Below are 24,350 nucleotides of genomic sequence, written 5' to 3' on the forward strand. Positions count from 1 at the left end.
AAGCCTCTCAAGCACAGTCCGCGCAAGCTCAGGCAGCGCAAGCACAAGCCTCTCAAGCACAGGCTGCGCAAGCTCAGGCAGCGCAAGCACAAGCCTCTCAAGCACAGGCTGCGCAAGCTCAGGCAGCGCAAGCACAAGCCACTCATGCACAGGCTGCGCAGGCTCAAGCCGTGCAAGCACACGATGCCCAGTCACACGCTGCGCAACCGCAGGCCGCGAAGCAGCAGCCCGCGCAGCCGCAGGCCGCACAACCCCAAAGAGGCGCCCGCCGCGCCCAATCAGCACATTCCCAGGACGACCAGTCCTACCCCCGACCAGGACAAACGCAGATAGTCCAACCCCAACGCGTCGAACCCCGCCGCCGACGCGCAGCACAACACCAAGCCCCCCAAACCCCACCAACCCACCAAGGCAGCCAAGACACCCCCGGAGCCCACTCCCGCCACTAACCCTCCGCAGTGGACGCCCTGAGGGTTCCAAAATTTCCCTAAACTTGGAAGCCTCCGAGTCACCCGACGGGGGCCAGGGCTTCCAAATTTCCCTAAATTTGGAAGCCTCTCGACTCGCCGCGGGGGCGTTGGGGCTCGACTTTCGGAGGGTTGTTGTGGACATCGTCCAGCGCGCGTTCGACCATGCCGACGTGGTTGCGCTCGTTGCTCGGTTGCAGGCGGAGTACGCGCGGATCTACGGCTCGCCGGCTGAATCGCCCACCAGCGCCGCCCAGTTCAGCCCGCCGTCCGGCGGTTTCTGCGTCGGCTACGAGGGCAACACCGCGGCGGCCATGGGCGGCTGGCGCCACATCGGCGACGGACGCGCTGAGCTCAAGCGCATGTACGTCCCCGACGAACACCGCGGCAACGGATACTCCCGCGCAATCCTCACCTGGCTGGAGAACTCCGCCGCCGCAGACGGAGCTTCGGAAATGGTGCTGGAAACCAACCAACGCCACCCAGCAGCACTAGCCCTCTACCGCTCGGCCGGATACACCGAAGTCGAGCCGTACAGCTACTACGCGGACGATCCCCTCACCGTCAACCTCGGCATCCCCCTACCTCACCAGGCCTGATCACGGTCAGTTTTAGAACCTGTTTTTGAACTCGTTTTGCGTGGCGCTGCGGGTAGCGGAACCTCAGCGTCCGCCTGGACTGCGGGTGCCCAGACTTATGTATGCCAGACGCCCAGCTCCTCGGTACGGAGTCTCGGCCCAGCTGGAAGTCTCGATCGCCGACCAGCCCGGACAGCACCCCTGATCAGCGGGTTCGACCCCTGAAAAGCAAGGAGGCCTGGGAGTCGGGGGTCCCAGGCCTTCATGCGTGGTGGTTGCCGCAGTCAGCAGCTGACCATCAGTATCACACGAAAACTCTGGAATGAGTCAAGAAAAATGCGGAGTGGTGCTTGGCTCACCCGGTCGGAGCGTGGACCGCTCGAGATCAAAGGGGCAGGTCGCGGACGGTTTCGTAGATGCGCTCGACCAGCGGTCGGCGGCTCGCCATCAGGCGGGCCGCCTCCGGGTTCGGAGTGGCCTTGCCTTCCAGGACGACCAGTTCAGCGGCTCGCGCCAGCGAGTCGAACTCGCCGAGGGCTCGCCAGCCGAGCAGCACCGCGCCGAGGCCGGAGCCGCCGCTGCCCTCCGCCAGGTCCAGCTCGATGTCCAGCGCCGACGCGATGGCGTCCGCCCAGACCCGGCTCCGGAAGCCACCGCCGGTGGCCCGCACCGCATGCACCTCCGCCCCGGAGTCGCGCACCGCGTCGAGCACCAGAGCCAGCTGCTGCGCCACGCCTTCGATGACCGCGCGGGTCATCTGGGCGCGTCCGTGCGAGCGCCGCAGGCCCAGGAACGAGCCGGTCAGGCCCGGTTCCCACCACGGCGCGCGCTCACCGAGCAGGTACGGCAGGGCGATCAGCCCGTCCGCTCCGGGCGGCACGGCTGCCGCTTCGTCGAGCAGGTCCGCCACGTCCACGCCGAACACCTCGGACGCCCACTGCGCCGCGACCGCACCGTTGCTCACGGCACCGCCGATCACCCACAGCCCATCGGCCAGCGCGTAGCTGAACGTCCGGCACCGCTCGTCGACGCCCGGTTTGTCGCGGGTCACGCGAAGCGCCCCGCTGGTACCCAGCGACAGCGCGGCCACGCCCGGACTCACCGCGCCGACACCGAGGTTGGCCAGCGGACCGTCACCGCCGCCGAGCACGACCGGCAGCCCCTCGGGCAGCCCAACAGCCTTCGCTACCTGCGGTTTCAGCGGCACGGTCGTCGTCGGCGAGTGGATCTCCGGCAGCTGTTCGGCGCGGATGCCCGCGACCTCCAGCGCCGGCTCGTGCCACTGCAGCGTCGACATGTTCTGCAGCCCGCTGCCGGAGCTCAGCGAATACTCGGTGACGAGCTCCCCGACGAAGTCCGCGACGACGAAGTCCTTCAGCGCGCACCAACGCACCACATCGCGGGTCAGGTCGGGACGGCTCCCGGTCAGCCAGGCCAGCTTCACCATGACCGACTGGGTGTGCACCGGCGTCCCGGTCGCCCGGTGCAGCGCGGCGGACGCCTCATGATCGGACCGGATCCGCGCCGCGACCTCGGCCGCACGGGTGTCCGCCCAGTTGAACGCCGGCGTGGCCGGAGCGCCGGACGAGTCCAGCCCGACCAGCGTGTGCATCGCCGTGCTGAACGACAGCCCGGCCACCTCGTGCCCGTGCTCCTTCGCCCAAGCCACGCACTCGGCCAACGCCTCGATCGCGGCGTCCCGCACCTGCACGGCGTCCTGCGTCGCCTCGCCGGGCTCGTCGGTCCGCAGCGGATACCCGCGCTCGGTGTGGTGCAGCACGCGAGCGTCGACACCCGCCGCGACGACCTTCGTCGCCGTGGTGCCGAGATCGATGCCGAGAACAACCGAGGCAGAGCTCATGCCCCCAACCTATCCACCGAACGGAGCAGCCAATGCGCTCAGGGCACGGAGCTTCGCCGCCGATAACCGAGCAAGTCCAGGTCAAGGCATACCCGCACGGACTCGGCCGACACGAACCGACCGCCGCCCCGCCAGCCGATGCGGTAAACGTCACCCCCCAGCCGGTAGTCGGTGAGCGTCACCGGCGGCCCCAGATCGACATTCCAGTAAAAGGGAATTCCCGCTGCGGCGTACTCGCTTCGCTTCGTCACGGTGTCGAGCGTTCTGGATCCCGGCGCGGTCACCTCGACCACGCCGAGAAGATCCGAAGCGAACAGCAACCGACCGTCCTCGTCGATCAGCCTCGTCGGCACGATGGCCACGTCCGGGACTCGAACCGTAGGAGGCCACCGTTCCTCGACGACGACTTCGACGCTGAATATCGGCTCCCACCCGCAAGGCAGTGCGTCATCCAGCGCACTGGCCAACGAGCACGCGACGCGCTGGTGCCACCCGTCAGGCCGGGGCGCGCCGGTCAGCACTCCTTCCTGTAGTTCGTAGTGGCGTGAGTTGTCCTCCGGGAGCGCCACGAATTCGTCCAAGGTCAGCAGGTGATCGGGCCACGAGACGGTGTTCATGGGTCCACTGTGGCGAGAGGTGCGCGCCGACTTCAAGGAGAATTGGACTTGAACACACGTTCGAATGAATCTTGAATCCGTTGTGGCGCAACGAAAAGGCGCCTCCCTCCCGCAGCCAGGAGGAAGGCGCCCTGTCGAGCCCCAACGCTTACTTCGCGAGGGTTTCGGCGATCTCGTAGGTGTTGAGCGCCGCGCCCTTGCGGAGGTTGTCACCGCAGACGAAGAAGTCCAGCGTGTTCGGGAAGTCCAGCGCCTGGCGGACGCGACCCACGTAGGTCGGGTCCTCGCCGACGACCTCGGCCGGAGTCGGGAAGACGCCGTTGTCGTGGTCGTCCTGAAGGACGATCGTCGGCTGTGCCTCGAACACCCGGCGCGCCTGCTCGAGGGTCACCTCCCGCTCGAAGGTGGCGTGCACCGCCAGCGAGTGCGTGGTCACAACCGGCACGCGGACGCAGGTCGCGGAGACCTTCAGCTCCGGGATGCCCAGGATCTTGCGGGACTCGTTGCGGACCTTCAGCTCCTCCGAGGTCCAGCCGTCGTCCTTGCGCGAACCCGCCCACGGCACCACGTTCAGCGCCAGCGGCGCCTTGAACGGCGTCTCCGCCGGCAGCCCGGCCGCGGCCAGCGCCTCGGCGACGTCACCAGCGCGCGATCCGACACCCTTGCCGGCCACCGCGGCGATCTCCGCCTGCAGCCGGTCGATGCCTTCCTGACCAGCACCGGAAGCGGCCTGGTAGGAGGAGACAACCAGCTCGCGCAGGCCGAACTCGCGGTGCAGCGCGCCCAGCGCCGCCATCATCGACAGCGTGGTGCAGTTCGGGTTGGCGATGATGCCCTTCGGACGGTCCGCAGCCTTGTCGGCGTTGACCTCGGGCACCACCAGCGGCACGTCGGGGTCCATCCGGAACGCACCGGAGTTGTCCACCGCGATCGCGCCGCGCTCAGCGGCCACTGGGGCCCACTGCGCGGAGACCTCGTCCGGCACGTCGAACAGCGCGATGTCCACGCCGTCGAACGCCTCCGGCGCGAGCTCCACGACGGTGTGCTCCTCGCCGCGCACGGTGATCTTCTTGCCCGCCGACCGAGCGGAGGCGATCAACCGGATCTCGCCCCACGGCACCGATTCCCGGTTGTTGATGATGCCGATCATCACGGTGCCCACCGCTCCGGTGGCACCCACGATTGCCAGCGTCGGTGCCATCAGCGACCACTCCCCGCGTAAACCACAGCTTCTTCGTCGCCACCGAGCTCGAACGCGTTGTGCAGCGCACGCACGGCGTCATCGAGCTGGGTGTCCTGGATCAGCACCGAGATGCGGATCTCCGAGGTGTTGATGATGTCGATGTTCACCCCGGCGTTGGACAGCGCCTCGCAGAAGGTCGCGGTGACGCCCGGGTGCGAGCGCATCCCGGCGCCGACCAGCGAGACCTTGCCCACCTCGTCGTCGTAGACGACCTTGTCGAAGCCGACCTCGTCCTTGATCTTCTCCAGCTCGGCGACCGCCACCGCACCGTTGCTGCGCGCCACGGTGAAGGTGATGTCGGTGAGACCCGAGTCGGTGCTGGAGACGTTCTGCAGCACCATGTCGATGTCGATCTCGGCGTCGGCGACCACGCGGAAGATCCGCCCCGCGACGCCGGGGTTGTCCGGCACACCGCGCACGGTGACCTTCGCCTCCGACCGGTCGTGCGAGACGCCGGTGATCATGGCTTGTTCCACGGAAAGATCCTCCACTGAGCCGGACACGGTCGTACCGGGCTTGGGTGAGTAGGACGAGCGGACGTGCAGCGGCACGCCGTAGCGACGGGCGTACTCGACCGCGCGGAGGTGCAGGACCTTCGCGCCGGTGGCCGCCATCTCCAGCATCTCCTCGTAGGTGATGTGCTCGAGGCGCTTGGCGTCGGGCACGATGCGCGGGTCGGCGGTGTAGACGCCGTCGACATCGGTGTAGATCTCGCACACGTCGGCGTTCATGGCTGCCGCCACCGCGACCGCGGTGGTGTCCGAGCCGCCCCGGCCGAGCGTGGTGATGTCCTTGGTGTCCTGGGCCACGCCCTGGAAACCGGCGACCAGGACGACCTGGCCCTGGTCCAGCGCTTCCTGCACGCGACCCGGCGTGACGTCGATGATCCGGGCGTTCTGGTGCGCCGAGGTGGTGATCACCCCGGCCTGCGACCCGGAGAACGAGCGGGCTTCGGCACCGAGCGACTCGACGGCCATCGCGACCAGCGCGTTGGAGATCCGCTCCCCGGCGGTCAGCAACATGTCGAGTTCGCGCTCAGGTGGACCTGACGGGTTGACCTGTTTGGCGAGGTCGAGCAGCTCGTCCGTGGTATCACCCATCGCCGAGCAGACCACCACGACGTCGTTGCCCGCTTTGCGGGTCTCGACGATCCGTTCGGCCACCCGTTTGATGCGATCGGCACTCTCGAGCGAGGAACCGCCGTACTTCTGGACGACGAGCGCCACGTGAAATAAACCTCCTCGACCACTGCGGTCGTCCCGGGCACGGGTTGTCCCCGTACTGACACCGGCGGCGAAGAGCGCCAACGCACCACGAGGGCGCGCCGAAATGCCCCAGCGACCTACAGCAGTCGGGCAGCGTCGGCCGGACCGGCCGAAACGGCCTCCTAGCAGGTCGCTCCGCTGCCGGAATAGCCTACCGAACCGATACCGCCCGACCCCAGCCCCAACCTTCGCCACTACGCTGTGAACCTCGATTGTCGACAAGCGCGGAGGACTGGGTTGTCCACCACTCCAGGTGCGATCGAGCCACCCCGGGGCGATCTCGGAAACAGCACCGCTACCCAGCGGAAACAATCCGGATTCACGTCCCTGGAACGGCTGTTGGACAGCTCACCCAAGCAGCGCCGGCTGATCATCGCTGCTGCGCCAGCTGTGGTTTACCTCGCAATTCGGCTGATCGGCCTGCTGGTGCTCGCCTGGCTGTCCGCGGCCAACGATGAGGCGCTCCTCGACAACCTGCGCGCGTGGGACGGGCAGTGGTACCTCGAGATCGCCCAGCACGGGTACGGCGGCGTCGACCCGAGCATGGTGGACGGGTTCGGCCACCGCTATCCCGAGACGCCGCTGGCGTTCTTCCCCGGCTACCCGCTGCTGATCATGACGTTCTCGCTGATCCCGGGGGTCACCGCGACCGGCGGCGCGATCATCGCGAGCCTCGCCTGCGGGGTCGCCGCGGCCTACGGGCTAGCCCGGCTGGGACGCCGGCTCGGCGGATCCGACGGGGTCGGGCTGCTGCTGGTCGTGCTGTTCGCGGCGGCGCCGATGTCAGTGGTGCTGTCGATGGCCTACTCGGAGGCCCTGTTCTGCGCCTTGGCGATCTGGGCGCTGATCGGGGTCATCGAGCGGAACTGGCTTTTAGCGGGGCTGTGCTGCGCCGCCTCCGGCCTGGTTCGGCCGACCGCCGCGGCGCTGATCGGTGTGATCGGGCTCGCCGCGCTGGTCGCGATCGTGCAGCGCAAGGACACCTGGCGGCCGTGGCTGGCGATGCTGCTCGCACCGAGCGGGATGCTGCTCTACATCGGCTGGGTCGGTGTGCAGACCGGCAGCGCGACCGGGTACTTCGCGCTCCAGCAGCGCGGCTGGTCGTCGCACTTCGACGGCGGGATCGTCACCGCGAAGTTCGTCCTCGAGTCGCTGACCACGAACAAGTCGGTCTTCGAGACCTTCACGACGTGGATCGTGCTGACCGCCGTGGTGCTGCTGGTGCTCCTCCTGCGCAGCCGGATGCCGTGGCCGTTGCTGCTGTTCGCCGCCGCGGTGCTGGTGCTGGACCTGGGTTCGGACGGCTTGATGTACTCCAAGGTCCGCCTGATGCTGCCGGCGTTCCCGCTGCTCATCCCGGTCGCGATCGGGCTGTCGAGGCGCCGGACGAGCACGGCGGTGACGACCGCGATCCTGATCGTCTTCTTCGGCTCCTGGTTCGGCGCCTACTCCCTCACGGCCTGGCAGTACGCCATCTAAGTGCCTGTTTTTGATCCTTTGCTTTTGATGCGCCGTAGGCGCATAGCCCACCCTCGGCGCTGGCACCGCCGCGGGTTCTCAGCGTTCGTCTGACGAGGACGGCCCTGACGCCGCGTATTGGCCATACATAAGTCTGGGCACCCGCAGTCCAGGCGGGCGCTGAGGTTCCGCTACCCGCACCGCCACGCAAAACGAGTTCAAAAACAGGTCCTGACCCAGGTGGACAGCGGTGGCCCGGGTCGACAGACTCGCGGGCATCAACTTGGGAGGTGGCCGTGACCGCTGAGGAGTACGCGGTGGAGGTTCCGGCGAGCAAGCCCGCGGAGACTTCCGTGCCGGTCCATCCGCTGCTGGGCGAGCGTTGGAGCCCGCGCGCGCTGGATCCGGCGACGGCGTTGACCGATGACCAGTTCACCGCACTGTTCGAGGCTGCTCGGTGGGCTCCGTCATGGGGCAACACCCAGCCCGCGCGCTACATCGCAGCGCGTCGCGGCGAGCCGACCTTCGACCGGATCCACGGCACGCTGTCGCGCGGGAACAAGGGCTGGACCAGCAACGCCGCCGCGTTGGCGATCGGCGTGGCCCGGGTGGTCGACGAGGACGGCGAGCCGATGCCCTACGGCGAATACGGGCTTGCCCTGGCCACGGAGAACCTCGTGCTCCAGGCGGTTGCCGAGGGGCTCTACGGGCACCAGATGGCCGGGTTCGACCGGGACGTGGCGCGCGCCGAGTTCGGCATCCCGGCCGAGTTCGAGCCGATCGTCGCCGTCGCGGTCGGCGCGCTCGGAACGATGGAAGGGATGCCCGAACGGCTGCAGGAGAAGGAGCTGCGCCAGCGCGTCCGCAAGCCCCTGTCGGAGCTGGTCTTCACCGACGTCTGGGGCCACCCCCGGTTCTGATCACGCGGTCGACGAGCCAGTCGGCCGCGTCCGGGAGCCACTTCCAGCGCACGTTCTCCAGCAGGTGGTTGCCCTCCGGGATGAGGACGTACTCCGCGTTCGGCGCCTGAGCCAGTGGTTCGGCGTTTGTGACGCCCGGGATCACGTCGAGGCCACCGTCGATGACCCGCATCGGCTGGTCGATGCGCGGAGCGATCTCGGCGGCGTTGATCCGATCAGCGAAGTCCCGCGCGGCAGCAGGACTGCCCGTGCGGAGCGTGAAGGTGTCCACCACGTACGGCGCCAGCTGATCCCAGTCCAGCGCCGACGGGCCGCTGACGCTGACCAGCGCGCGGATGCGCGGTTCGTGCGCCGCCGCGAGCGCTCCCAGGTAGCCACCCATGCTCAGCGCCATGGCCGCGACTCGCTGTCCGTCCACATCTGACCGATCAGCGATGGCGTCGAGCGCACGCTGGATGACCTTCTGGTACGCGGGTTCCCAAAAGCTGGTCGTGGCCAGCTCGCCTTGCCCCGGCCCGTCGATCGCCAGGACCGCGACGCCTCGACTGAGCAGGTTGTCCGCGATCGTCATGAACTCGACCTTCCCGGAGTTCATGCCCGGGATCAGCACGACGACGGGAGCACGGGTCGCCGGACGTCGGAGGATTCCGGCGAACTCGGGCGCGACGATGTGCTCGGCTTCCGGCTCGGCGCAACGCAAAGCCTCAGCGGACGCCGAAGCAGCGGCGGCGTGCTCGTCGAGATCGGGGTTCGGGAGCACGGTCGCGAAGTGGAACCACAACGCAGCATCGCGATACGCATCGACGGCCTGCGACCGCTCGGCACGCGCGAGGTGTTCCTGACCAGTGCCGACGAAGGCGCCGGGCCAATCCCGGATCGACGTCAGCCCACCGGTCACCGCGTCGTACTGGAACGGATCGATGCCCGCTGCGATGGCCCGCGAGCGGTTGAGGTCCGCGAATCCGGGGAGGAGATCGGGCTGGTCGAAGAAGGTGTTCATGACTCCCCTTGCTGGCATTCGGTTCTGAACCAGCAGACATCGAAAACCCCGCAGTGGTCCAACAGCGATCCGTACGCTGGCACAACCAACGGTTGTCGTTCGAGGTGAACACGGTGGATCTCGATCTCGCTCAGGTGCGGGCGTTCGTCGCCGCGGCCCGCCGACTGCACTTCGGGCGCGCCGCGGAGCAGCTGTTCATCAGCCAGCAGGCGCTGTCCAAGCGGATCTCCCGACTGGAGAACCAATTGGGCACCAGACTTTTCGACCGCGGCCGCAGCGCCGTGGGGCTGACCGAGGCAGGCCTGCGATTCCTGGAACCGGCGCAGCAAACCCTCGCTGCCGCCGACTTCGCCGTCGCGGAGGCCCGACGCGAAGAACGGTCGCTGCGCCTCGACGTGTGGGGCCACCTGTACGCACCGACGCGAACGATCGGGCTCGTCATCGAGAGCGCTGGGCTGCGCGTCGAACTCGGACGAAGCCGAGATCTCACGGCCGCGACAAAAGCGCTGACGCTCGGCGAGATCGACGCGGGATTCGGCCGGGCACACCAGCTCGGCAAGGACTTCGAGCACCAGGTGGTGCGCTTGGAACCGGTCGACGCGATCGTCAGCTCAAGACATCCCCTGGCGGACAGAACGGAACTCCGCCCCGCTGACCTGCGCGAAAGCACGCTCTGGTGCCCGGCCGCGCTCGACCGCCTGGACTTCCTCGACCGCTTCGCCGCCGAGTTCGCGCTCACCGCCGAACCCGCCGGCGTCAACCTGGGCCTGGACCACTTCCTCGACCGCGTCCGCGCAGAACCGGATCACGTCGCGATCCTGCCCAACGGCGTGGCAACACCGGAGAGCGTGCGCCGGATCCGCCTAGTCCGCCCGACTCCGCTCTACGCCTGGTCGCTGGTGGGGCGGCGCGGCAATCGGGATCGCCTGCTCGGCGCTCTCCGCCGCGCCTGCACCGACATCGCCGCCGAACGCGACTGGCTCAACTACGACCCCGCCCAGCACTGGCTCCCTCATTGACCCGTCCATATCGTTTTTCGATAATATCGAGAAACGATATGGACGGGGGTTCCACGATGAAGGCGTCTTGGTGGTCGCGGATCGACAGCCGCGTTTTAGAAGGAGTCATCGTGCTCGGGATGCTGCTGGCCGGCCTGTTCGGCGTGCTCTTCCCGCTCCTCGGCGTGACCGGCCTGCTGCCGGCGACCAACATCCGCGAAGTGCAGCTCACCGAGCCCGCGCACCTGCCCGCCCCGCCGGGCGCCGTCACGCTGCGCGGCACCAACCACGCCGAGCTCGTCTTCGCCGTCCCCGGCTTCGCCGACCGGCTGTTGCTGGCCCTGCCCGACCTCGTCGACAGCCTGCTGCTCCTGGCGATCCTCGCGATCCTGCTCCGGATCGCCCGGACCTTCCGCGCCGGCGAACCCTTCGCCGCGGCCAACGCGACTCGCCTGATGGTCATCGCGATGGCCGTCGTGCTGCAAGGCCTCCTCGTCCCGCTGACGGACATGATCACCACGGATCTGCTGGTCAGCGGGACTCCGTCCGCGGACGCCGTCCAGATCGGCACCAGCTTCCAGTCGGGTCCGGTGTTCTTGGGCCTACTCATCGCGGCCGCTGCCGCAGCGTTCCGCAACGGGACGAGCCTGCGCGCCGACACCGAAGGACTCGTCTGATGCCGCCCGAGCAGGAGCACCAGATCGAGTGCCACCTGGATCGCCTGCTCGAAGAGCGCGGCATGACGCTCGCCGAGCTCGCCGCGCGCGTGAACGTGACGGTCGCGAACCTCTCGATCTTGAAGAACGACCGGGCCAAGGCGATCCGCTTCAGCACGCTCACCGCGATCTGCCGGGAGCTCGGCTGCCAGCCCGGTGACCTGCTCAGTTGTCAGTCACTCGGTAGGGTGTCGGGCCATGAGGGCTGATGCGGTGCGAGGACACCTGGACGGGCTACTGCTCGCGGCGCTCGAATCCGGCCCGCTGCACGGCTACGCGATCATCACCGCGGTTCAACGCCGCAGCGGCGGCGCGCTGGGGCTGCGCACGGGCACGGTCTACCCGGCGCTGAACCGGCTGGAGCGACTCGGGATGCTGCGCAGCAGCTGGCAGTCCATCGGCGAGCGGCGGCGGCGCTGCTACGAGCTCACCGACTCCGGGCGTCGCGGCCTCGGCGCCGAGCGGAGCGCGTGGGACGGGTTCACCGCTGCGATCGGCTCGGTGCTCAACCTCAGACGTGCGACATGAACGATCGCATCGAGCAGTACGTGGCGGAGCTGACGACGACGCTGCGCGGCCCGGCGCGGGTCAAGTCCCGGCTGGTCGACGAGATCCGCGACGGCCTCGCGGACACCATCGCCGCGCACAGCAGCTACGGCGTGCCGCACGAGCAGGCCGTCGAGCGGGCGCTGCGCGAGTTCGGCACCGTGGACGAGCTCGCGCCGAGCTGCCAACAGGAGCTGACGATCGCCCAGACCCGCCAGACCTCGACCAACCTGATCATCGTCGTCGGATTCCTGATCACCTGCGGACACCTGACCTGGACCACCGAGGGCTGGCAACTTCCGGCAACGGTGCAGCTCATGGCCGCCGTCGCGGCAACAGCGGCAGCTCTCGCAGTGGGCGCCCTCGCCACCACCGGGATCCTGACCCGCTGGGTCCCCGTGCCGCAGGGCCTGCCGACGCTCGTGAGCTGGGCGAGCGGCACGGCCAGCGTGGCGATGCCGTTCGCCGCAGTGGCGCTGGCCATCACAGCCCCGCTGCACATCACGTGGCCGTTGATCGCGCTCTCCTGCGTGGTCGCAGTCGGCTCGCACGTGGTGCTGGCGTTGTCGGCCCTCGCCTGCCGCGAATGCGTCCGCCGCACCGAGCTCACACTCCAACCCTCCTTTTAGAACGAGCCCCACCCGACGGGATCGCCGCAGGTGCGGACACCAGTGCGCGTTCCGCCGTGCGGGTGGTGATCCCAAATTTCCCTAAAATTGGGATCACCCACTGCGGGCCGACTCGGCGCTGGTTGCGGCATAGCGGCGGGCCAGGTGTGCGAGCCGGGTGCAACATGGAGCGTGCGCCAGGTGTTGCTGCACGTCATCCCGAAACCGCCCAGCACGCCGGGCACGCCGACCTCCTGCGCGAGGCGCTCGACAACCAGAAGTCGTCCTGAACTGACGGGGGTGGCCGGTCGGTGCGCAGGGAGGGAGACGCACCGACCGGCCTGCTCGGACCAGGGCCGGGTCGGGAGGGTTTCCGGCGGTGGCCCGAGGGTCAGAGGCGTTGGAGGGCTTGGAGAATTTGGCGTTCTAGCAGTCGCGAGTGGCGATGGTGGTTCTAGCGAACCGCTTTTGCATCACTACCCGGCAGCGATGAGTTCCGGCCCGTTGGCAGGTCTGCACCGGGGAAGCCGATAGCGAGAGGATCGACCATGCCGGAGACGAGTCGACGCGTTGTTTCCTGGGTCACCATGTCCATGGATGGCTACACCAGTGGCCCCGAGGGTCCTGCTCACGACGCCTGGCTGTACGAGCACGTGAAGCACGAGGCCTCTGCCGCCCACTTCGAAGGCATCTGGCGCGGTGCGAGCACGGTGCTGATGGGCCGCACGAATTACGAGGGGTTCTACTCCGTTTGGCCCGGCATCACCCGTGACCCGGCCACCGACCCCCGCAATCGGGACCTCGGAATGTTCCTGGACACCGTGGAGAAGGTGGTGGTCTCCCGCACCCTGGACACCGCCGACTGGGCCAACTCCCGCATTGCTCGCGACCTGGAGGCAGAGGTCAAAGCCCTCCGGGACACCCCCGGCAGGGACATCCTCGTGATCAACAGCGCGAGCATCATCCAGGCCCTGCTGCACGCCGACCTGATCGACGACCTGCGCTTCGTCATGGTCCCTGCGCTGCTGGGCGGCGGCCTGCGCCTGTTCAAGGAAGGCATTCCCGCATCGGCCTGGACCCTGGCCCAAACCACCGCTCTGCCTGACGGAGCAATCGGTCTGCACTACACCCGAGCTTGACCTGCCGAAGCCGATGAGTCGTGAGTGGCGATGGTGGTTCTTACGGCCATCGCCGCTCACGACATCTGGACAGGGTGGCCGGTCGGCGCGTAGGGAGGGAGGCGCACCGACCGGCCTGCTCGGGCCGGGTACCGGGTCGGGGGTTTCCGGCGTTGGCCCGAGGGTCAGAGGCGTTGGAGGGCTTGGAGAATTCGGCGTTGCACCTCCAGCGATGGACCGGGGTCCGCAGGTGGCTCCGGGGCTGGAGGGTCTGGTTCGCGGAGGCGGTGGCGGCCGGTTTGCTCGCGTTGTCGTTGCTCCGCTTCGACTTCTGCGACTAGTTGCCAGACGGTGAGTGCGCCTTCGCCGCTTCCTGCGTGTTGTGGGCGGTACGAGCACCAGGTCGCGACGATCGCGATCAGGACCGCCGTGGGGACGGCAGCGAGATAAGGGAGGGCTGTGAGCATTCGACTGTTCCTTCCAGGACCGTGGGGGCTTTTTCCTTCAGCAGCAAGGAGAGTTCGTCTAGCGCAGCGGCGGCGTCGGTGAGTTCACCGGCGTCGAGTAGGCCGCCGCCGATGTTGTGGGCTAAGTCGTCCAGCAACCACTGCGTCCGCCGCAGCAGCACCGCCATCGCGGCGGTATCGGCGCTCACGGCGCGGCCATCCGGTGAGCTTCGACGTTGCAGTCGTGGCAGGTGGACCACAGCCATCCGACCTCGGAGTTGTCCGCCGACAGCCGCTTCCGGCACAGCGTCGACACCTCCATCCCGGTCGGATACCCGCCGCCCGGCCGGGAATCCAGACTCGCGTGCCGCTCACCTTCCGCAGGAACCCAGTGGAACGGATGCATCCAGCGACCTCCTCGAACAACCGTCTCTTCGTTTCGAGATTTAGGAAACATGGAAACACCGGGACGTGCCAAGTCCCCTGACGAGTGATGTTGCGATTGGTTTGCTGACATACGCTTTGCCCATGGCAGGCAACGACCGCAGCCCCAAGGCACGCGCACTGGGCGCAGCGCTACGAACCGAGCGCGAGGAACGAGGCCTGGGCCTACGCCAGTTGGCCAGCCAGATCGGCTGCGCCCCAGGGACGTTGTCCAGGTGGGAAACCGGCGAGCGCATGCCCAAACGGGCTGATGTGGCACGGATCCTGGACCAACTCGAAGTCAGCGGCGCCCGCTACGACGAAGTTCTCGACATGACCACGCCAGCCGCCAACTCACGATGGCTGGCGATCACGCTGCCGGAGAACCGTCAACACCTCGCCGCGCTCCTGGAGTGCGAACGAACTGCCACATCGATCTTTCACATGTCTCCGCTACTGGTGCCAGGACTTCTGCAAACAACGAGCTACACGCGCGCAATCATGACTGCGGGCGGGGTGCCAGAAGACGAAGTGGAGACCCGGATCGCGGTACGCATCGGCCGCCGGGAAGTCGTCACCAAACCCGATGCCCCGCAGATCACATACGTAATCGGCGAGGCTGCTCTCCACCAGATGATCGGTTCCGCGGATGTCATGGTCGAACAACTCGGACACCTGCTGGACGTATACAAGCTGAAGAACGTGAATCTGCACGTCGTTCCGTTTGAACGGAGCTGGCATCCAGGGCTGGAAGGCCCATACCAACTGATCGACTCGGATCAAGGCCCATCTGTCGTCTACATCGAGACACGGGCTTCGGGAATCTTCTTGCATGACAAGGCAGATCTCGACGAGTACCGGACTGCGGCGGAAACCCTGCTGGGCCAAGCCCTCGACCCGACCGCGTCCAGAACCCATATTGCCAACGTTCGCAAGAAAGTGGAGGCAGGGCTATGACCGTCGTGACGAACTGGCGAAAGTCCAGCCACAGCCAGAACGGGGACTCCTGCGTCGAGGTCGGCCGCGTGGCCAGCTGGCAGAAGTCCAGCCACAGCCAACCGAACGGCAACTGCGTTGAGGTGGGGGCGTTATCGGGCGGCGCCGCTGTTCGGGACACGAAGGATCGGGACGGCGGGTACTTCGTCACGACACCGATTCAGTGGGCCGACTTCGTCTCCGCCGTCAAGGCTGGGCGCTTCGCGCGCTGACCTGCGGTTCCGGCCCCGTGAGTCTCTTGGGCTGCTATGACGACCCAAAAGACTCACGGGGCGGAGGCAGCAGCGACGGGGCCGGATCAGGTGGACTCGGTGACCGTGTTGCGCTCGCCGCGGTCGGACTTCGAGACGCTGGCCAGCATCTTGCCGACGATGTCGGCGCCCTTGTTCTCCAGGATCGAGTCGATCCGCAGCATCCGCACTGCCAGGGGTTTGCAGAACGGGACCTTCGCCAGCAGCGAGGTCAGCTTGCGGATCCGGATCTCCAGCCGGCTGTCCGCGACGAACAATTTGCGCTGCTCAGCAGCCTTGTCCAGGTAGAATTCGATGTAGGGGCGTAGCGAGCGCTCCCACTCCCCCAAGGCGGTTTCGACGTCGCCGTGCCGTTCCAGCGCAGTGCCCAGCAGATCCGCGCCCATCAGGCCCGATGACGCGCCCATGCCGGTGTAAAGCGTGACGCACCAAGCGGAATCGCCGACGAGGACGACCCGACCACGGTGCCAGGAGCCCATGCGGACCTGCTCCACCGAGTCGAACACCGCCTGATCGCTGGCCTCGAACTCGGTGATAGCGCTGGTCAGGGACTCGCCCAGCGGTTCCGGCCCGAAGGCGGCTCGAAGGCTGTCGGCCGGCGGTCGGGCGAACTCCGCGTCGACGTCGTCGGTCCGGTACGTCAGCAGCGTCGTCGGCTTGTTGTCGGAGAAACCGAAGATCCACATGGACCGGTCGGGTTCGAGCATGGTGGCGCTCTGGCCCTCCGCGAGACCCGGTGGTCTGTCCTGGCATTCGAACGCAGCGATCATGTATCCGAGCCGCTGCAGGTAGTCCTCGTGCGGCCCGAAGACCAGCGACCGGACCGTCGACCGCAAGCCGTCCGCGCCGACGACCAGGTCGAATCGTTCCGTCACCTCAGTGCCGGACACCGTGTCGAGCAGCGTCACGTCGACCCCGTCGGCGTCCTGCTCGATCGCCGTCGGCACCGTCGAGAACCGCACCTCGACGTCGTCCGGCAACGCCGCGTGAGCCGCCTGCTCGACGTCGCCGCGCAGCATCAGCCAGGGATCGCCCAGCAGATCCGAGAACGACGCGCTCGTGCTCGCGCCGCCGCGCCGATCGATGTCCAGGTTGTCCTTCGACCCGGCGCGGTCGTGCATGTGCTCGAGGATCCCCAACCTCTTGGCAGCCTCGTGACCAGCGCCGAACAACACGATGAAGTAGCCGCCTGATCGCCGCTCCGCCGCCCGTTCGACGATCACCGGCGTCCAACCGGCCGCGCGTAATCGCGCAGCAGTAGCGGTACCGCTCACTCCCATTCCTACAACGAGCACTCGGCCCGCGCTTCCCTCTCTCATGTCCGGAAGCTAACGGATCATCGGCTCCGCCTGGAAGGAAACCGATCAACTTATCATTCGCGCATTGGGTGATCCGCGGCACCCGCCCCAAAACGTTGTGCCTGGTCAGCGGAGTATCGCCGTTCGGGTGCACTGGTCGTACGCTGAGCCGCGTCGCGGCACGCCTCAGCGGCTTCCGCTTGCCGACCGAGCTTTTCGAGCAGGCGCGCGCGTGGCCAGGAGGCGGTGGCGGCGGGCCATGCGCTTGTCCTCCGCCAGCGTTTCCAGCAGTTCGAGCGCAGCTCCCGGACCGTGGACCTCGGCGACCGCGTCGCGTGCGCTGGTGCGGCCGGAGATGGTCGCCGAGCGCACCCGGCAGCGGGTCCGCGACGCCGCGATCGAACTCGGCTTCCGCTACCACCCGTCGGCGCAAGCCCTCGCGACCGGCCGCAGCCGACTGCTGGCGCTGCTGGTGCCGGACCTGACGAACCCCTTCTACGCGCCGATCATCGCGGGCGCGCAGCGCGCCGCCGAAGAAGCCGGCAATGACCTGCTGGTCGTGGTCACCGACGAATCGCCGGAGCGCGAACGGCTGCTGATCGACCGGATGCGCGACCGGGTGGACGGCTTCCTGGCGATCGCCCCGCGCGGCGCGAGTTCGCTTTTCACCTCGCTGGACGTGCCGCTGGTGCTCGTCGACCGGCGGGTGCGCGGCGTGCCGTCGGTGCTCCTCGACACCCCTGGTGGACTCGGCGAACTGGGCGCGCACCTGACCGAGCTCGGCCACCGGCGGATCGCCTACCTCGGCGGACCGCGAGGATCGTGGGCCGACCCGCGGCGTCTGGAGGGATTGCAGCGTGGGTTCGGGCACGAGGTCGTCTCTTTCGGGCCGCTGCCACCGACTTTCGAAGCCGGCAGCGACATCGTCGACGAATTGCTGAAGGCCGAATGCACCGCGGCGGTGGCGTACAACAGCGCGCTGTTCCTCGGTTTGCTGTACCGCTTGGCGCAGCTGGGTGTCCAGGTGCCGGAGTCGTTGAGCATGTGTTGTGCGGACAACATCGCTGGTCTCGGCCTGGCCGTCCCGGAAGCGACCGCGCTGCACGTGCCCTCCGAAGAGGCCGGTTCGTCGGCGGTCGGCATGCTGCTCAGCGCGGTCGACGGACGCTCACCGGAACCGCGGCATCGCTCGGTTCCGGTGAACCTCGTCATCGGCAAGACCACCGCAGCGCCGCGTTGATCATCCGATCGCGAAGTGTGAATTCACTCGAAATTCGGGATTCAGCCGCCTCCGTCGTTACATTACGTGCGGAAATGCGGTAATAATTCACGCGTGTGGACCAGCACCAGATCAACAGCCGAAGCGCTCGACCATGCCGATGTGCTCGCCGATCTGCGCGTCCGCTACGACCTCCCGCCCGGCCTGATCCGCCTCGACGGCGACTGTGGCGGACCGGCGCGCACCACCACCGACCGGCTGCGCCGCTTCGTCATGCACCGACGCGGACCGCACACCGGTCGCCCGCGCGGTGAATCCGACTGGCGCCGCGAAGCCCGGCTCGCCGCGATCGCGCTCGCCCCGCTGATCGGCGCCGCGCCGAAGGAGATCACGGTCGGCGAATCGACGTCGATCAACCTGTTCAAAGCCCTGCTCGCGGCCGCGCGGCTGCGCCCGGGCCGGTCGATTCTCGCCATGGGGCGGGACTGCTTCGCCGCAGACCGATTCCTCGCCCAGTCCGCCGCCGACTACATCGGCGGCCGCCTGCACCTCTTCGACGACATCTCCGAACTCGCCGCCCTCCCGGACGACGAAGTGGCCGTAGTGGTGCTGTCGCACACCGACCTGCGGACCGGCGCAGTGCGCGATTCCGCTGCTATCACCTCCGAAATCCATCGCCACGGCGCGCTGGCGCTGTGGGACCTGAGCTACTCGACCGGTGCGCTGAACGTGGATCTGCGCGGCTGGCGCGCAGATTTCGCCATCGGCTGCGGCCACCGCTACCTGGGCGGCGGCGCCGGAGCACCGGCTTACTCCTTCGTCGCCGACCGCCACAACGACGGCTTCCCGGTGTGCACCCGCGCCGGCGTGCTGCACCCGCTGGCGGACGGCTTCACCGGCGCGGCGTCGACGCTGTCGGTGTCCGAACTCCGCACCGGACTGTCGATCCTGACCGGCATCCCGGTGGAAGCGCTGGCCGCCAAGACGGCCGGCCTGGTCCAGCTGTTCCTGGACCGCCTGGACGACTTCTGCGCGGACACGAAGATCGAAATCGTCCGATCCGCCGCGCCCACCGGCTCCCAGCTGGTTCTCCGCCACGAGCACGCCGAGCACATCGCGGACGCGCTGTTCGACCGCGACGTCGTCGTGGAGCACGCGGAACCGGACCTCCTCCGCCTGAGCTTCGCCCCGGCCTGGCTCCGCTACGTCGACGTCTGGGAAGCCGCCGAACAACTCCACACCACCCTCCACGAAGTCTCCTGACGACACGGGATTTCGGCAAGGTTGATGCAACTCGGTCGAGTTAGGTCGAGTGGCCGAAATCTGTTGTCCTGCAAGATGATCCGCGCTGGCCTCTTGGCCGATTTGCGCTGTTGGTTTTCCCGACATCCTCGAAAGCACGCATCCGCTGGAGAGGAGCAGGCTATGAGTGCGATGGGTCTTTTGTCGCCGGTGCGAGTTCGGGCTGCGCGCTGGAACTCGTGGGAGTCTTCCGGGATCCGGGGCATCACGTTCGGTGGCAGCACTGAAGACTGGGTGCATGACTCTGCATCCGCGCGTGGCGGAAGTCGTTGCCGACTACCTGGAACTGGTCGACGCCGAAGCGGGCGGGCTCGTGACGGGCCTGTACTTGGAAGGGTCGGTGGCGATCGGGGACTTCCGGCCGCACGCGAGCGACGTGGACTTCGTCGCGGTGAGCGAAGAGCCACCGGACGCTGCGGCGATCGCTGCGCTGGAACGCGTTCACGCACAGCTCGGCGAACGCCATCCTGGGCTGCATTTCGACGGTGCTTACCTGACGTGGCGGGACCTGGCCGGCGGGCCGGACGCCGCCCTCGGCAGGCCGAGCATCGAGGAAGGGCGGTTCCGCGCGGCGGGCGAGCGGCTGAGTCCGGTCACGTGGCACACCCTCGCGCGGTACGGCGTTGTCTGCCGCGGTCCGGCCGTCGCTGACCTGGACGTTTGGGCGGACGACGAGGTGCTGGCCGCTTGGCAGGACACCAACCTCGACGAGTACTGGGGTCAACTGCTGGCTCGGACCGCAGGGCTCGTCGACTCGCCCGGCTCGTTCTCGCGGACCGATGACGCCACGGCATGGACGGTCACCGGAGTTTCACGGCTGCACTACACGCTGGCCACGGGCGACATCACGTCCAAGGACGGCGCGGGGCGCCACGCGCTGCGGATGTTCCCCGAGCGGTGGCACCGCGTGGTGCGGGAGGGCCTGCGCATCCTGCGCGCGGAGAACGACCAGTCGCTGTACGGGGATCCCGGGGCGCGCTGGCGGGACGTGCTCGCGTTCGGCGAGATGGTCATCGCCGATGCGCACCGGTACTACGCGGAGCGGCACCGAAGCTGACAGGAATGCCCGTTGATCGGAGAGGAGTTGGTGCAGTTGTGCGGACTCGGCCGGATGGCCGGATTTTCATGGCCGATCGGCCGATCAACTCGGCCCCTGAATCAGCCGATTTCCTGATCCGCGAGCTGATCTTGTACGCCATCCTCGACATCGCACCCGGCGTGCAGGGTCCACCATCCCCCTCCCCGTACGCCGGGTGCTCACAGCCCAGCGACGCAGGGGCGGGTCCTATGTGGACGATCCGTTGATGGCGCTCAGGATCCTGATCGCCATCGAGGTGATGATCAGCCAGAAGATGGCCGCCGCGCCGTAGTTGAGGATCACCTCGAGCTTCAGGTCCGCCGGCATGAACAGGTCCTGGAAGCCCAGCGCCAGCCGTTCCGCCCAGGACGCCACGAACTTGGTGATGTCGTTGTCCGGGTTGGCGTTGCCGACCGTCAGGACCACGTGCACCGCCAGCAGCGCGGCGCACGCCGTGCCGAACCACCGGACGACCGAGATGAACACGCCGAGACCCCGGTGCCACGCGCGCCGCAGATCAGCGCGCCGCACACCGCTCCGATGCACCCCGGTGCTCACGTCGTCAGCCACGAATCCAGTGTGGCACGCCTGAAGCCGATCAAGCGAAAACCCGCCCGAGCAAACCGCCCACCAGAACCCAGAAGCACGCGGCCAACCCGTAGTCGAGCAGCACTTGCAGCGCTGGGGCGTCCACCGACAGCAGGCCGGGGAAGAACAGCGCCAGCGGCTCGGCCGCCTGCGCCACGGACCCCGCGAGCGGCCCGTCGCTGGCGAACCCGGTCAAGCGGAACAGGAGGTGCAGAACCAGCATCGCGGCGAACAGGAAGCCCACCCCGTGGAACAGCACCGCCAGCCCGCCCTGGCGCTTCTTCGCCGCCATCAACTCGCTCCCTTCCCGTGAGTCCGCTCTCACTCTGCCAGGTTTCACGCACCTCACGGGCACTGGTGCTCTCAACATGTGGAAAGGGTGGTTGCGCATTGAGCCACATCTGGGTTTAGCCTGTGGCCGTGGCTCGCGTTCTCCTGCTTCGACGCCGCGACGGGGTCTCCTAGACCGGCCCCTCGTCGCGGGGTTCGAACGCGCCGGTCGTCGGTCCAGATCCGGTAACCGTGCAGGAGAAGCACTCGCATGAGCAACATTTCCCCCGAACCGCACTCGTTCACTGACCGAGTGCGCAAGCCGTCGCGCCCCGCGCCCGCCGATCAGCAGCCGTGGAACCCGCAGCTGGGCAGCTCGATGCCCTACCACCGCTACCGCCCCTTCCACGAGCTGGTCGAGGACGTATCCCTGCCCGACCGGACCTGGCCCGACAAGCGGATCACCAAGGCCCCGCTGTGGTGCGCCGTTGACCTGCGCGACGGCAACCAGGCGCTGATCGACCCGATGTCGCCGGCCCGCAAGCGCCGCATGTTCGACCTGCTGGTGCAGATGGGCTTCAAGGAGATCGAGGTCGGGTTCCCGGCGGCCAGCCAGACCGACTTCGACTTCGTCCGGGAGATCATCGAGGACAACGCGATCCCCGAGGACGTGCGCATCCAGGTGCTGACCCAGTGCCGCCCGGAGCTGATCGAGCGCACCTTCCAGGCGCTGGAGGGCGCGCCGAATGCGATCGTGCACATCTACAACTCGACGTCGATCCTGCAGCGCCGCGTGGTGTTCCGGGAAGAGCGCGAGGGCATCAAGAAGATCGCCACCTCGGCCGCTGAGATGACCCTGGAGCTGGCCGGCAAGTACTCCGACACCGACTTCCGCTTCCAGTACTCGCCGGAGTCCTACACCGGCACCGAGCTGTCCTATGCCGCCGAGGTGTGCAACGCGGTCACCGAGATCTGGCAGCCCACCCCGGAGCGGCCGGTGATCCTGAACCTGCCCGCCACCGTCGAGATGGCCGGGCCGAACGTCTACGCCGACTCCATCGAGTGGATGCACCGCAACCTGGAGCGCCGAGACTCGGTGATCCTGTCGCTGCACCCGCACAACGACCGCGGCACCGGCATCGCCGCCGCCGAGCTGGGCTACCAGGCCGGTGGTGACCGCATCGAGGGCTGCCTGTTCGGCAACGGCGAGCGCACCGGCAACGTCGACCTGGTGGCGCTGGGCATGAACCTGTTCAGCCAGGGCATCGACCCGCAGATCGACTTCTCCGACATCGACTTCATCAAGCGCACCGTGGAGCACTGCAACCAGCTGCCGGTGCCCGAGCGGCACCCGTGGGGCGGCGAGCTGGTCTACACCGCCTTCTCCGGCAGCCACCAGGACGCCATCAACAAGGGTCTGGACGCGCTGCGCGACGAGGCGAACAAGGCCGGGACGTCGGTGGACGAGCACCCGTGGGAGGTGCCGTACCTGCCGATCGACCCGAAGGACGTGGGCCGCTCCTACGAGGCGGTCATCCGGGTCAACTCGCAGTCCGGCAAGGGCGGCGTCGCCTACATCATGAAGACCGAGCACCAGCTGGAGCTGCCGCGCAAGCTGCAGATCGAGTTCTCCAAGGTGGTGCAGGCCCGCACCGACTCCGAGGGCGGCGAGGTCGGCCCGGCCGAGATGTGGGAGGCGTTCTCCGCGGAGTACCTGGAGGCCACCGCGCCGGTGAAGCTGGTGCGCCAGCGGGCCGCCGGGGAGAACGGCAACGAGACCATCACCGCGACCGTGGTCGTCGACGGCGAGGAGCAGGAGATCACCGGTACCGGCAACGGCCCGGTCTCGGCCTTCGTCGACGCGCTGAGCACCGTCGGCCACGACGTGCGGGTTCTGGACTACAACGAGCACGCGCTGACAGCCGGTGACGATGCCCGCGCGGCGGCGTACCTGGAGTGCGCGGTGGGCGACCGGATCTTCTGGGGCGTCGGCGTCGACACCTCGACGATCACCGCGATGCTGCGCGCAGTCGTATCCGCGGTGAACCGCGCGAACCGCTGATCAAGCACTCACCAATATCGAGCGAACGGCCTGTTCACCCCAGCTACCGAGGTGAACAGGCCGTTCGCTTTTATCCACAGCCCTGTGGAGAACTGTGCACAGCTTGTGGATAACTCCAGAAGTCTGTGGATGCAGCCACCAGAACAACCATCGGGCGAGACAAGGCCGGGCTGGGCTGGGGATCAGGGGACTTTGGCGTCGGAGTCGGTGGCGGGGTCGGCCTGGTCCTGCTCTTCGGCTTCGCCGGCCTTCTCCGCGCGGCGGCGGACGGTGCGCACGATCAGCCAGCCGAACAGGACCGCGACCACCAGGGCGATCCAGGAGAACCGGTGGAACCACTGGCCGGCCACCAGGCCGAACACGTAGGCCAGGGTCGTCACCGTGCCCGCCCAGGCGATGCCGCCGGCCGCGTTGGCGATCAAGAACTTTCGGTAATTCATGCCGAGGATGCCCGCCAGCGGCCCGGCCAGAATGCGGAGCAGCGCGACGAAGCGCCCGCCGAACACCGCCCAGGCGCCCCAGCGGTCGAACATCCACTCAGCCTGGCGCACCGGCTTCGGCCCGAAGTGCTTGGGCAACTTGCGCCCCAACCACCCCAGCAGACTCCGGCCGTAGCGCTTGCCGATCGCATAACCGATCGAATCGCCGATGATCGCACCGCTCGCCGCGACGACGCCGAGCGTCACCGGGTTGACGATGCCCTGCGACGCGGCGACTCCCGCGCTCACCAGCATGATCTCGCCGGGCAGCGGGATCCCCACGCTCTCCAGGCCGATGATCAACCCGACCACCAGGTAGATCACCCCTGGCGGGATCGAGTCCAGCAGTTCGATCATGGAGGTCCGTTCTGGTCGGGTTCCACGCAGCCGCCTACCGCGAACGGCCACGGGCCAGAGTACGTATCCGCGACCGGCCACGTTGCCGGAAACCCGATTAGCTCCCACATCTTTGGCGCAGTCGCCCGTCTGGTGTGACCGTAGCCACATCGAACACTCGCGAGCGCTGCTCACGATGCCCGTGGG

Annotated in this window: 27 protein-coding genes; 16 read left to right on the forward strand and 11 right to left on the reverse strand. The window is 67.8% G+C overall.

The window, feature by feature from the left end; all coding sequences use genetic code 11:
• Together ACWCO2_RS14260 and ACWCO2_RS14265 are read left to right on the forward strand one after the other, a co-directional pair.
• On the forward strand, nucleotides 1-333 hold a 333-nt coding region (locus ACWCO2_RS14260), incomplete at its 5' end, for a hypothetical protein (RefSeq protein ID WP_450128163.1).
• A 271-nt stretch (nucleotides 334-604) separates the two neighbouring features.
• On the forward strand, nucleotides 605-1,066 hold the full coding sequence (locus ACWCO2_RS14265) for a GNAT family N-acetyltransferase (RefSeq protein ID WP_450128164.1): 462 nt from the start codon (nucleotides 605-607) through the stop codon (nucleotides 1,064-1,066).
• A 364-nt stretch (nucleotides 1,067-1,430) separates the two neighbouring features.
• On the opposite strand, the gene ACWCO2_RS14270 is transcribed toward ACWCO2_RS14265, so the two are convergent.
• The 4 genes from ACWCO2_RS14270 to ACWCO2_RS14285 all read right to left on the reverse strand — a co-directional run bounded on the left by ACWCO2_RS14270 (nucleotide 1,431) and on the right by ACWCO2_RS14285 (nucleotide 5,992).
• Nucleotides 1,431-2,906 carry a gluconokinase gene (locus ACWCO2_RS14270; RefSeq protein ID WP_450128165.1) on the reverse strand — a complete coding sequence of 492 codons (1,476 nt, stop codon included), beginning with the start codon at nucleotides 2,904-2,906 and terminating at the stop codon, nucleotides 1,431-1,433.
• A gap of 38 nt (nucleotides 2,907-2,944) precedes the next feature.
• On the reverse strand, nucleotides 2,945-3,523 hold the full coding sequence (locus ACWCO2_RS14275) for a Uma2 family endonuclease (RefSeq protein ID WP_450128166.1): 579 nt from the start codon (nucleotides 3,521-3,523) through the stop codon (nucleotides 2,945-2,947).
• Nucleotides 3,524-3,671: 148 nt separating this feature from the next.
• Nucleotides 3,672-4,724 carry an aspartate-semialdehyde dehydrogenase gene (locus ACWCO2_RS14280; RefSeq protein ID WP_450128167.1) on the reverse strand — a complete coding sequence of 351 codons (1,053 nt, stop codon included), beginning with the start codon at nucleotides 4,722-4,724 and terminating at the stop codon, nucleotides 3,672-3,674.
• Nucleotides 4,724-5,992, reverse strand: a complete 1,269-nt coding sequence (locus ACWCO2_RS14285; protein ID WP_450128168.1) for an aspartate kinase — start codon at nucleotides 5,990-5,992, stop codon at nucleotides 4,724-4,726. Before ACWCO2_RS14285 ends, ACWCO2_RS14280 begins: the two co-directional genes overlap by 1 nt.
• A gap of 378 nt (nucleotides 5,993-6,370) precedes the next feature.
• Between ACWCO2_RS14285 and ACWCO2_RS14290 the strand changes: the two genes are divergently transcribed.
• Nucleotides 6,371-7,510, forward strand: a complete 1,140-nt coding sequence (locus ACWCO2_RS14290; protein WP_450128169.1) for a hypothetical protein — start codon at nucleotides 6,371-6,373, stop codon at nucleotides 7,508-7,510.
• Nucleotides 7,511-7,785: 275 nt separating this feature from the next.
• Nucleotides 7,786-8,409: a nitroreductase family protein gene (locus ACWCO2_RS14295; protein WP_450128170.1), complete on the forward strand. Its 624-nt coding sequence runs from the start codon at nucleotides 7,786-7,788 to the stop codon at nucleotides 8,407-8,409.
• Here ACWCO2_RS14295 and ACWCO2_RS14300 read toward each other — a convergent pair.
• Nucleotides 8,378-9,409 carry an alpha/beta hydrolase family protein gene (locus tag ACWCO2_RS14300; protein WP_450128171.1) on the reverse strand — a complete coding sequence of 344 codons (1,032 nt, stop codon included), beginning with the start codon at nucleotides 9,407-9,409 and terminating at the stop codon, nucleotides 8,378-8,380. The genes ACWCO2_RS14295 and ACWCO2_RS14300 overlap by 32 nt on opposite strands.
• A gap of 113 nt (nucleotides 9,410-9,522) precedes the next feature.
• Between ACWCO2_RS14300 and ACWCO2_RS14305 the strand changes: the two genes are divergently transcribed.
• The 6 genes from ACWCO2_RS14305 to ACWCO2_RS14330 all read left to right on the forward strand — a co-directional run bounded on the left by ACWCO2_RS14305 (nucleotide 9,523) and on the right by ACWCO2_RS14330 (nucleotide 13,416).
• Entirely contained in the window at nucleotides 9,523-10,428 is a 906-nt protein-coding gene (locus ACWCO2_RS14305) for a LysR family transcriptional regulator (protein WP_450128172.1), read from the forward strand.
• Between the two features lie 110 nt (nucleotides 10,429-10,538).
• Nucleotides 10,539-11,084, forward strand: a complete 546-nt coding sequence (locus ACWCO2_RS14310; protein ID WP_450128173.1) for a DUF2975 domain-containing protein — start codon at nucleotides 10,539-10,541, stop codon at nucleotides 11,082-11,084.
• Nucleotides 11,084-11,332: a helix-turn-helix domain-containing protein gene (locus tag ACWCO2_RS14315; RefSeq protein ID WP_450128174.1), complete on the forward strand. Its 249-nt coding sequence runs from the start codon at nucleotides 11,084-11,086 to the stop codon at nucleotides 11,330-11,332. Before ACWCO2_RS14310 ends, ACWCO2_RS14315 begins: the two co-directional genes overlap by 1 nt.
• On the forward strand, nucleotides 11,322-11,651 hold the full coding sequence (locus tag ACWCO2_RS14320) for a helix-turn-helix transcriptional regulator (protein ID WP_450128175.1): 330 nt from the start codon (nucleotides 11,322-11,324) through the stop codon (nucleotides 11,649-11,651). The genes ACWCO2_RS14315 and ACWCO2_RS14320 overlap by 11 nt, the downstream gene beginning before the upstream one ends.
• Nucleotides 11,648-12,298: a permease prefix domain 1-containing protein gene (locus tag ACWCO2_RS14325; protein WP_450128176.1), complete on the forward strand. Its 651-nt coding sequence runs from the start codon at nucleotides 11,648-11,650 to the stop codon at nucleotides 12,296-12,298. The genes ACWCO2_RS14320 and ACWCO2_RS14325 overlap by 4 nt, the downstream gene beginning before the upstream one ends.
• A gap of 527 nt (nucleotides 12,299-12,825) precedes the next feature.
• Nucleotides 12,826-13,416: a dihydrofolate reductase family protein gene (locus ACWCO2_RS14330; protein ID WP_450128177.1), complete on the forward strand. Its 591-nt coding sequence runs from the start codon at nucleotides 12,826-12,828 to the stop codon at nucleotides 13,414-13,416.
• A 397-nt stretch (nucleotides 13,417-13,813) separates the two neighbouring features.
• Here the strand turns inward: ACWCO2_RS14330 and ACWCO2_RS14335 are convergent, their stop codons facing one another.
• Nucleotides 13,814-14,050 carry a hypothetical protein gene (locus tag ACWCO2_RS14335; protein WP_450128178.1) on the reverse strand — a complete coding sequence of 79 codons (237 nt, stop codon included), beginning with the start codon at nucleotides 14,048-14,050 and terminating at the stop codon, nucleotides 13,814-13,816.
• Nucleotides 14,047-14,247 carry a zinc finger protein gene (locus tag ACWCO2_RS14340; protein WP_450128179.1) on the reverse strand — a complete coding sequence of 67 codons (201 nt, stop codon included), beginning with the start codon at nucleotides 14,245-14,247 and terminating at the stop codon, nucleotides 14,047-14,049. Before ACWCO2_RS14340 ends, ACWCO2_RS14335 begins: the two co-directional genes overlap by 4 nt.
• A gap of 122 nt (nucleotides 14,248-14,369) precedes the next feature.
• Between ACWCO2_RS14340 and ACWCO2_RS14345 the strand changes: the two genes are divergently transcribed.
• Together ACWCO2_RS14345 and ACWCO2_RS14350 are read left to right on the forward strand one after the other, a co-directional pair.
• Nucleotides 14,370-15,221: a helix-turn-helix domain-containing protein gene (locus tag ACWCO2_RS14345; RefSeq protein WP_450128180.1), complete on the forward strand. Its 852-nt coding sequence runs from the start codon at nucleotides 14,370-14,372 to the stop codon at nucleotides 15,219-15,221.
• Nucleotides 15,218-15,472: a DUF397 domain-containing protein gene (locus ACWCO2_RS14350; protein ID WP_450128181.1), complete on the forward strand. Its 255-nt coding sequence runs from the start codon at nucleotides 15,218-15,220 to the stop codon at nucleotides 15,470-15,472. Before ACWCO2_RS14345 ends, ACWCO2_RS14350 begins: the two co-directional genes overlap by 4 nt.
• A gap of 86 nt (nucleotides 15,473-15,558) precedes the next feature.
• On the opposite strand, the gene ACWCO2_RS14355 is transcribed toward ACWCO2_RS14350, so the two are convergent.
• The gene (locus tag ACWCO2_RS14355; protein WP_450128182.1) at nucleotides 15,559-16,830 is read right to left on the reverse strand and encodes an FAD-dependent monooxygenase; all 1,272 of its coding nucleotides are present in this window, start codon (nucleotides 16,828-16,830) and stop codon (nucleotides 15,559-15,561) included.
• Between the two features lie 238 nt (nucleotides 16,831-17,068).
• Here ACWCO2_RS14355 and ACWCO2_RS14360 point away from each other — a divergent pair, with 238 nt between their 5' ends.
• The 3 genes from ACWCO2_RS14360 (at nucleotide 17,069) to ACWCO2_RS14370 (ending at nucleotide 20,387) form a co-directional block, all read left to right on the forward strand.
• Nucleotides 17,069-18,049, forward strand: a complete 981-nt coding sequence (locus ACWCO2_RS14360) for a LacI family DNA-binding transcriptional regulator (RefSeq protein ID WP_450128183.1) — start codon at nucleotides 17,069-17,071, stop codon at nucleotides 18,047-18,049.
• A gap of 93 nt (nucleotides 18,050-18,142) precedes the next feature.
• Nucleotides 18,143-19,291, forward strand: a complete 1,149-nt coding sequence (locus tag ACWCO2_RS14365) for an aminotransferase class V-fold PLP-dependent enzyme (RefSeq protein ID WP_450128184.1) — start codon at nucleotides 18,143-18,145, stop codon at nucleotides 19,289-19,291.
• A gap of 277 nt (nucleotides 19,292-19,568) precedes the next feature.
• Nucleotides 19,569-20,387 carry an aminoglycoside adenylyltransferase domain-containing protein gene (locus ACWCO2_RS14370; RefSeq protein WP_450128185.1) on the forward strand — a complete coding sequence of 273 codons (819 nt, stop codon included), beginning with the start codon at nucleotides 19,569-19,571 and terminating at the stop codon, nucleotides 20,385-20,387.
• 228 nt (nucleotides 20,388-20,615) lie between these two features.
• Here ACWCO2_RS14370 and ACWCO2_RS14375 read toward each other — a convergent pair whose 3' ends face one another.
• Nucleotides 20,616-20,978 carry a hypothetical protein gene (locus ACWCO2_RS14375; protein WP_450128186.1) on the reverse strand — a complete coding sequence of 121 codons (363 nt, stop codon included), beginning with the start codon at nucleotides 20,976-20,978 and terminating at the stop codon, nucleotides 20,616-20,618.
• 28 nt (nucleotides 20,979-21,006) lie between these two features.
• A complete protein-coding gene (locus ACWCO2_RS14380) occupies nucleotides 21,007-21,288 on the reverse strand; it encodes a hypothetical protein (protein WP_450128187.1) in 282 nt (93 codons plus the stop codon).
• A gap of 249 nt (nucleotides 21,289-21,537) precedes the next feature.
• On the opposite strand from ACWCO2_RS14380, the gene leuA reads away from it, so the two are divergent.
• A complete protein-coding gene (gene leuA / locus ACWCO2_RS14385) occupies nucleotides 21,538-23,328 on the forward strand; it encodes a 2-isopropylmalate synthase (protein WP_450128188.1) in 1,791 nt (596 codons plus the stop codon).
• Nucleotides 23,329-23,510: 182 nt separating this feature from the next.
• On the opposite strand, the gene ACWCO2_RS14390 is transcribed toward leuA, so the two are convergent.
• A complete protein-coding gene (locus ACWCO2_RS14390; RefSeq protein WP_450128189.1) occupies nucleotides 23,511-24,164 on the reverse strand; it encodes a DedA family protein in 654 nt (217 codons plus the stop codon).
• Nucleotides 24,165-24,350 lie beyond the last annotated feature (186 nt).

The sequence above is a fragment of the Saccharopolyspora sp. NPDC002376 genome (assembly GCF_053593195.1).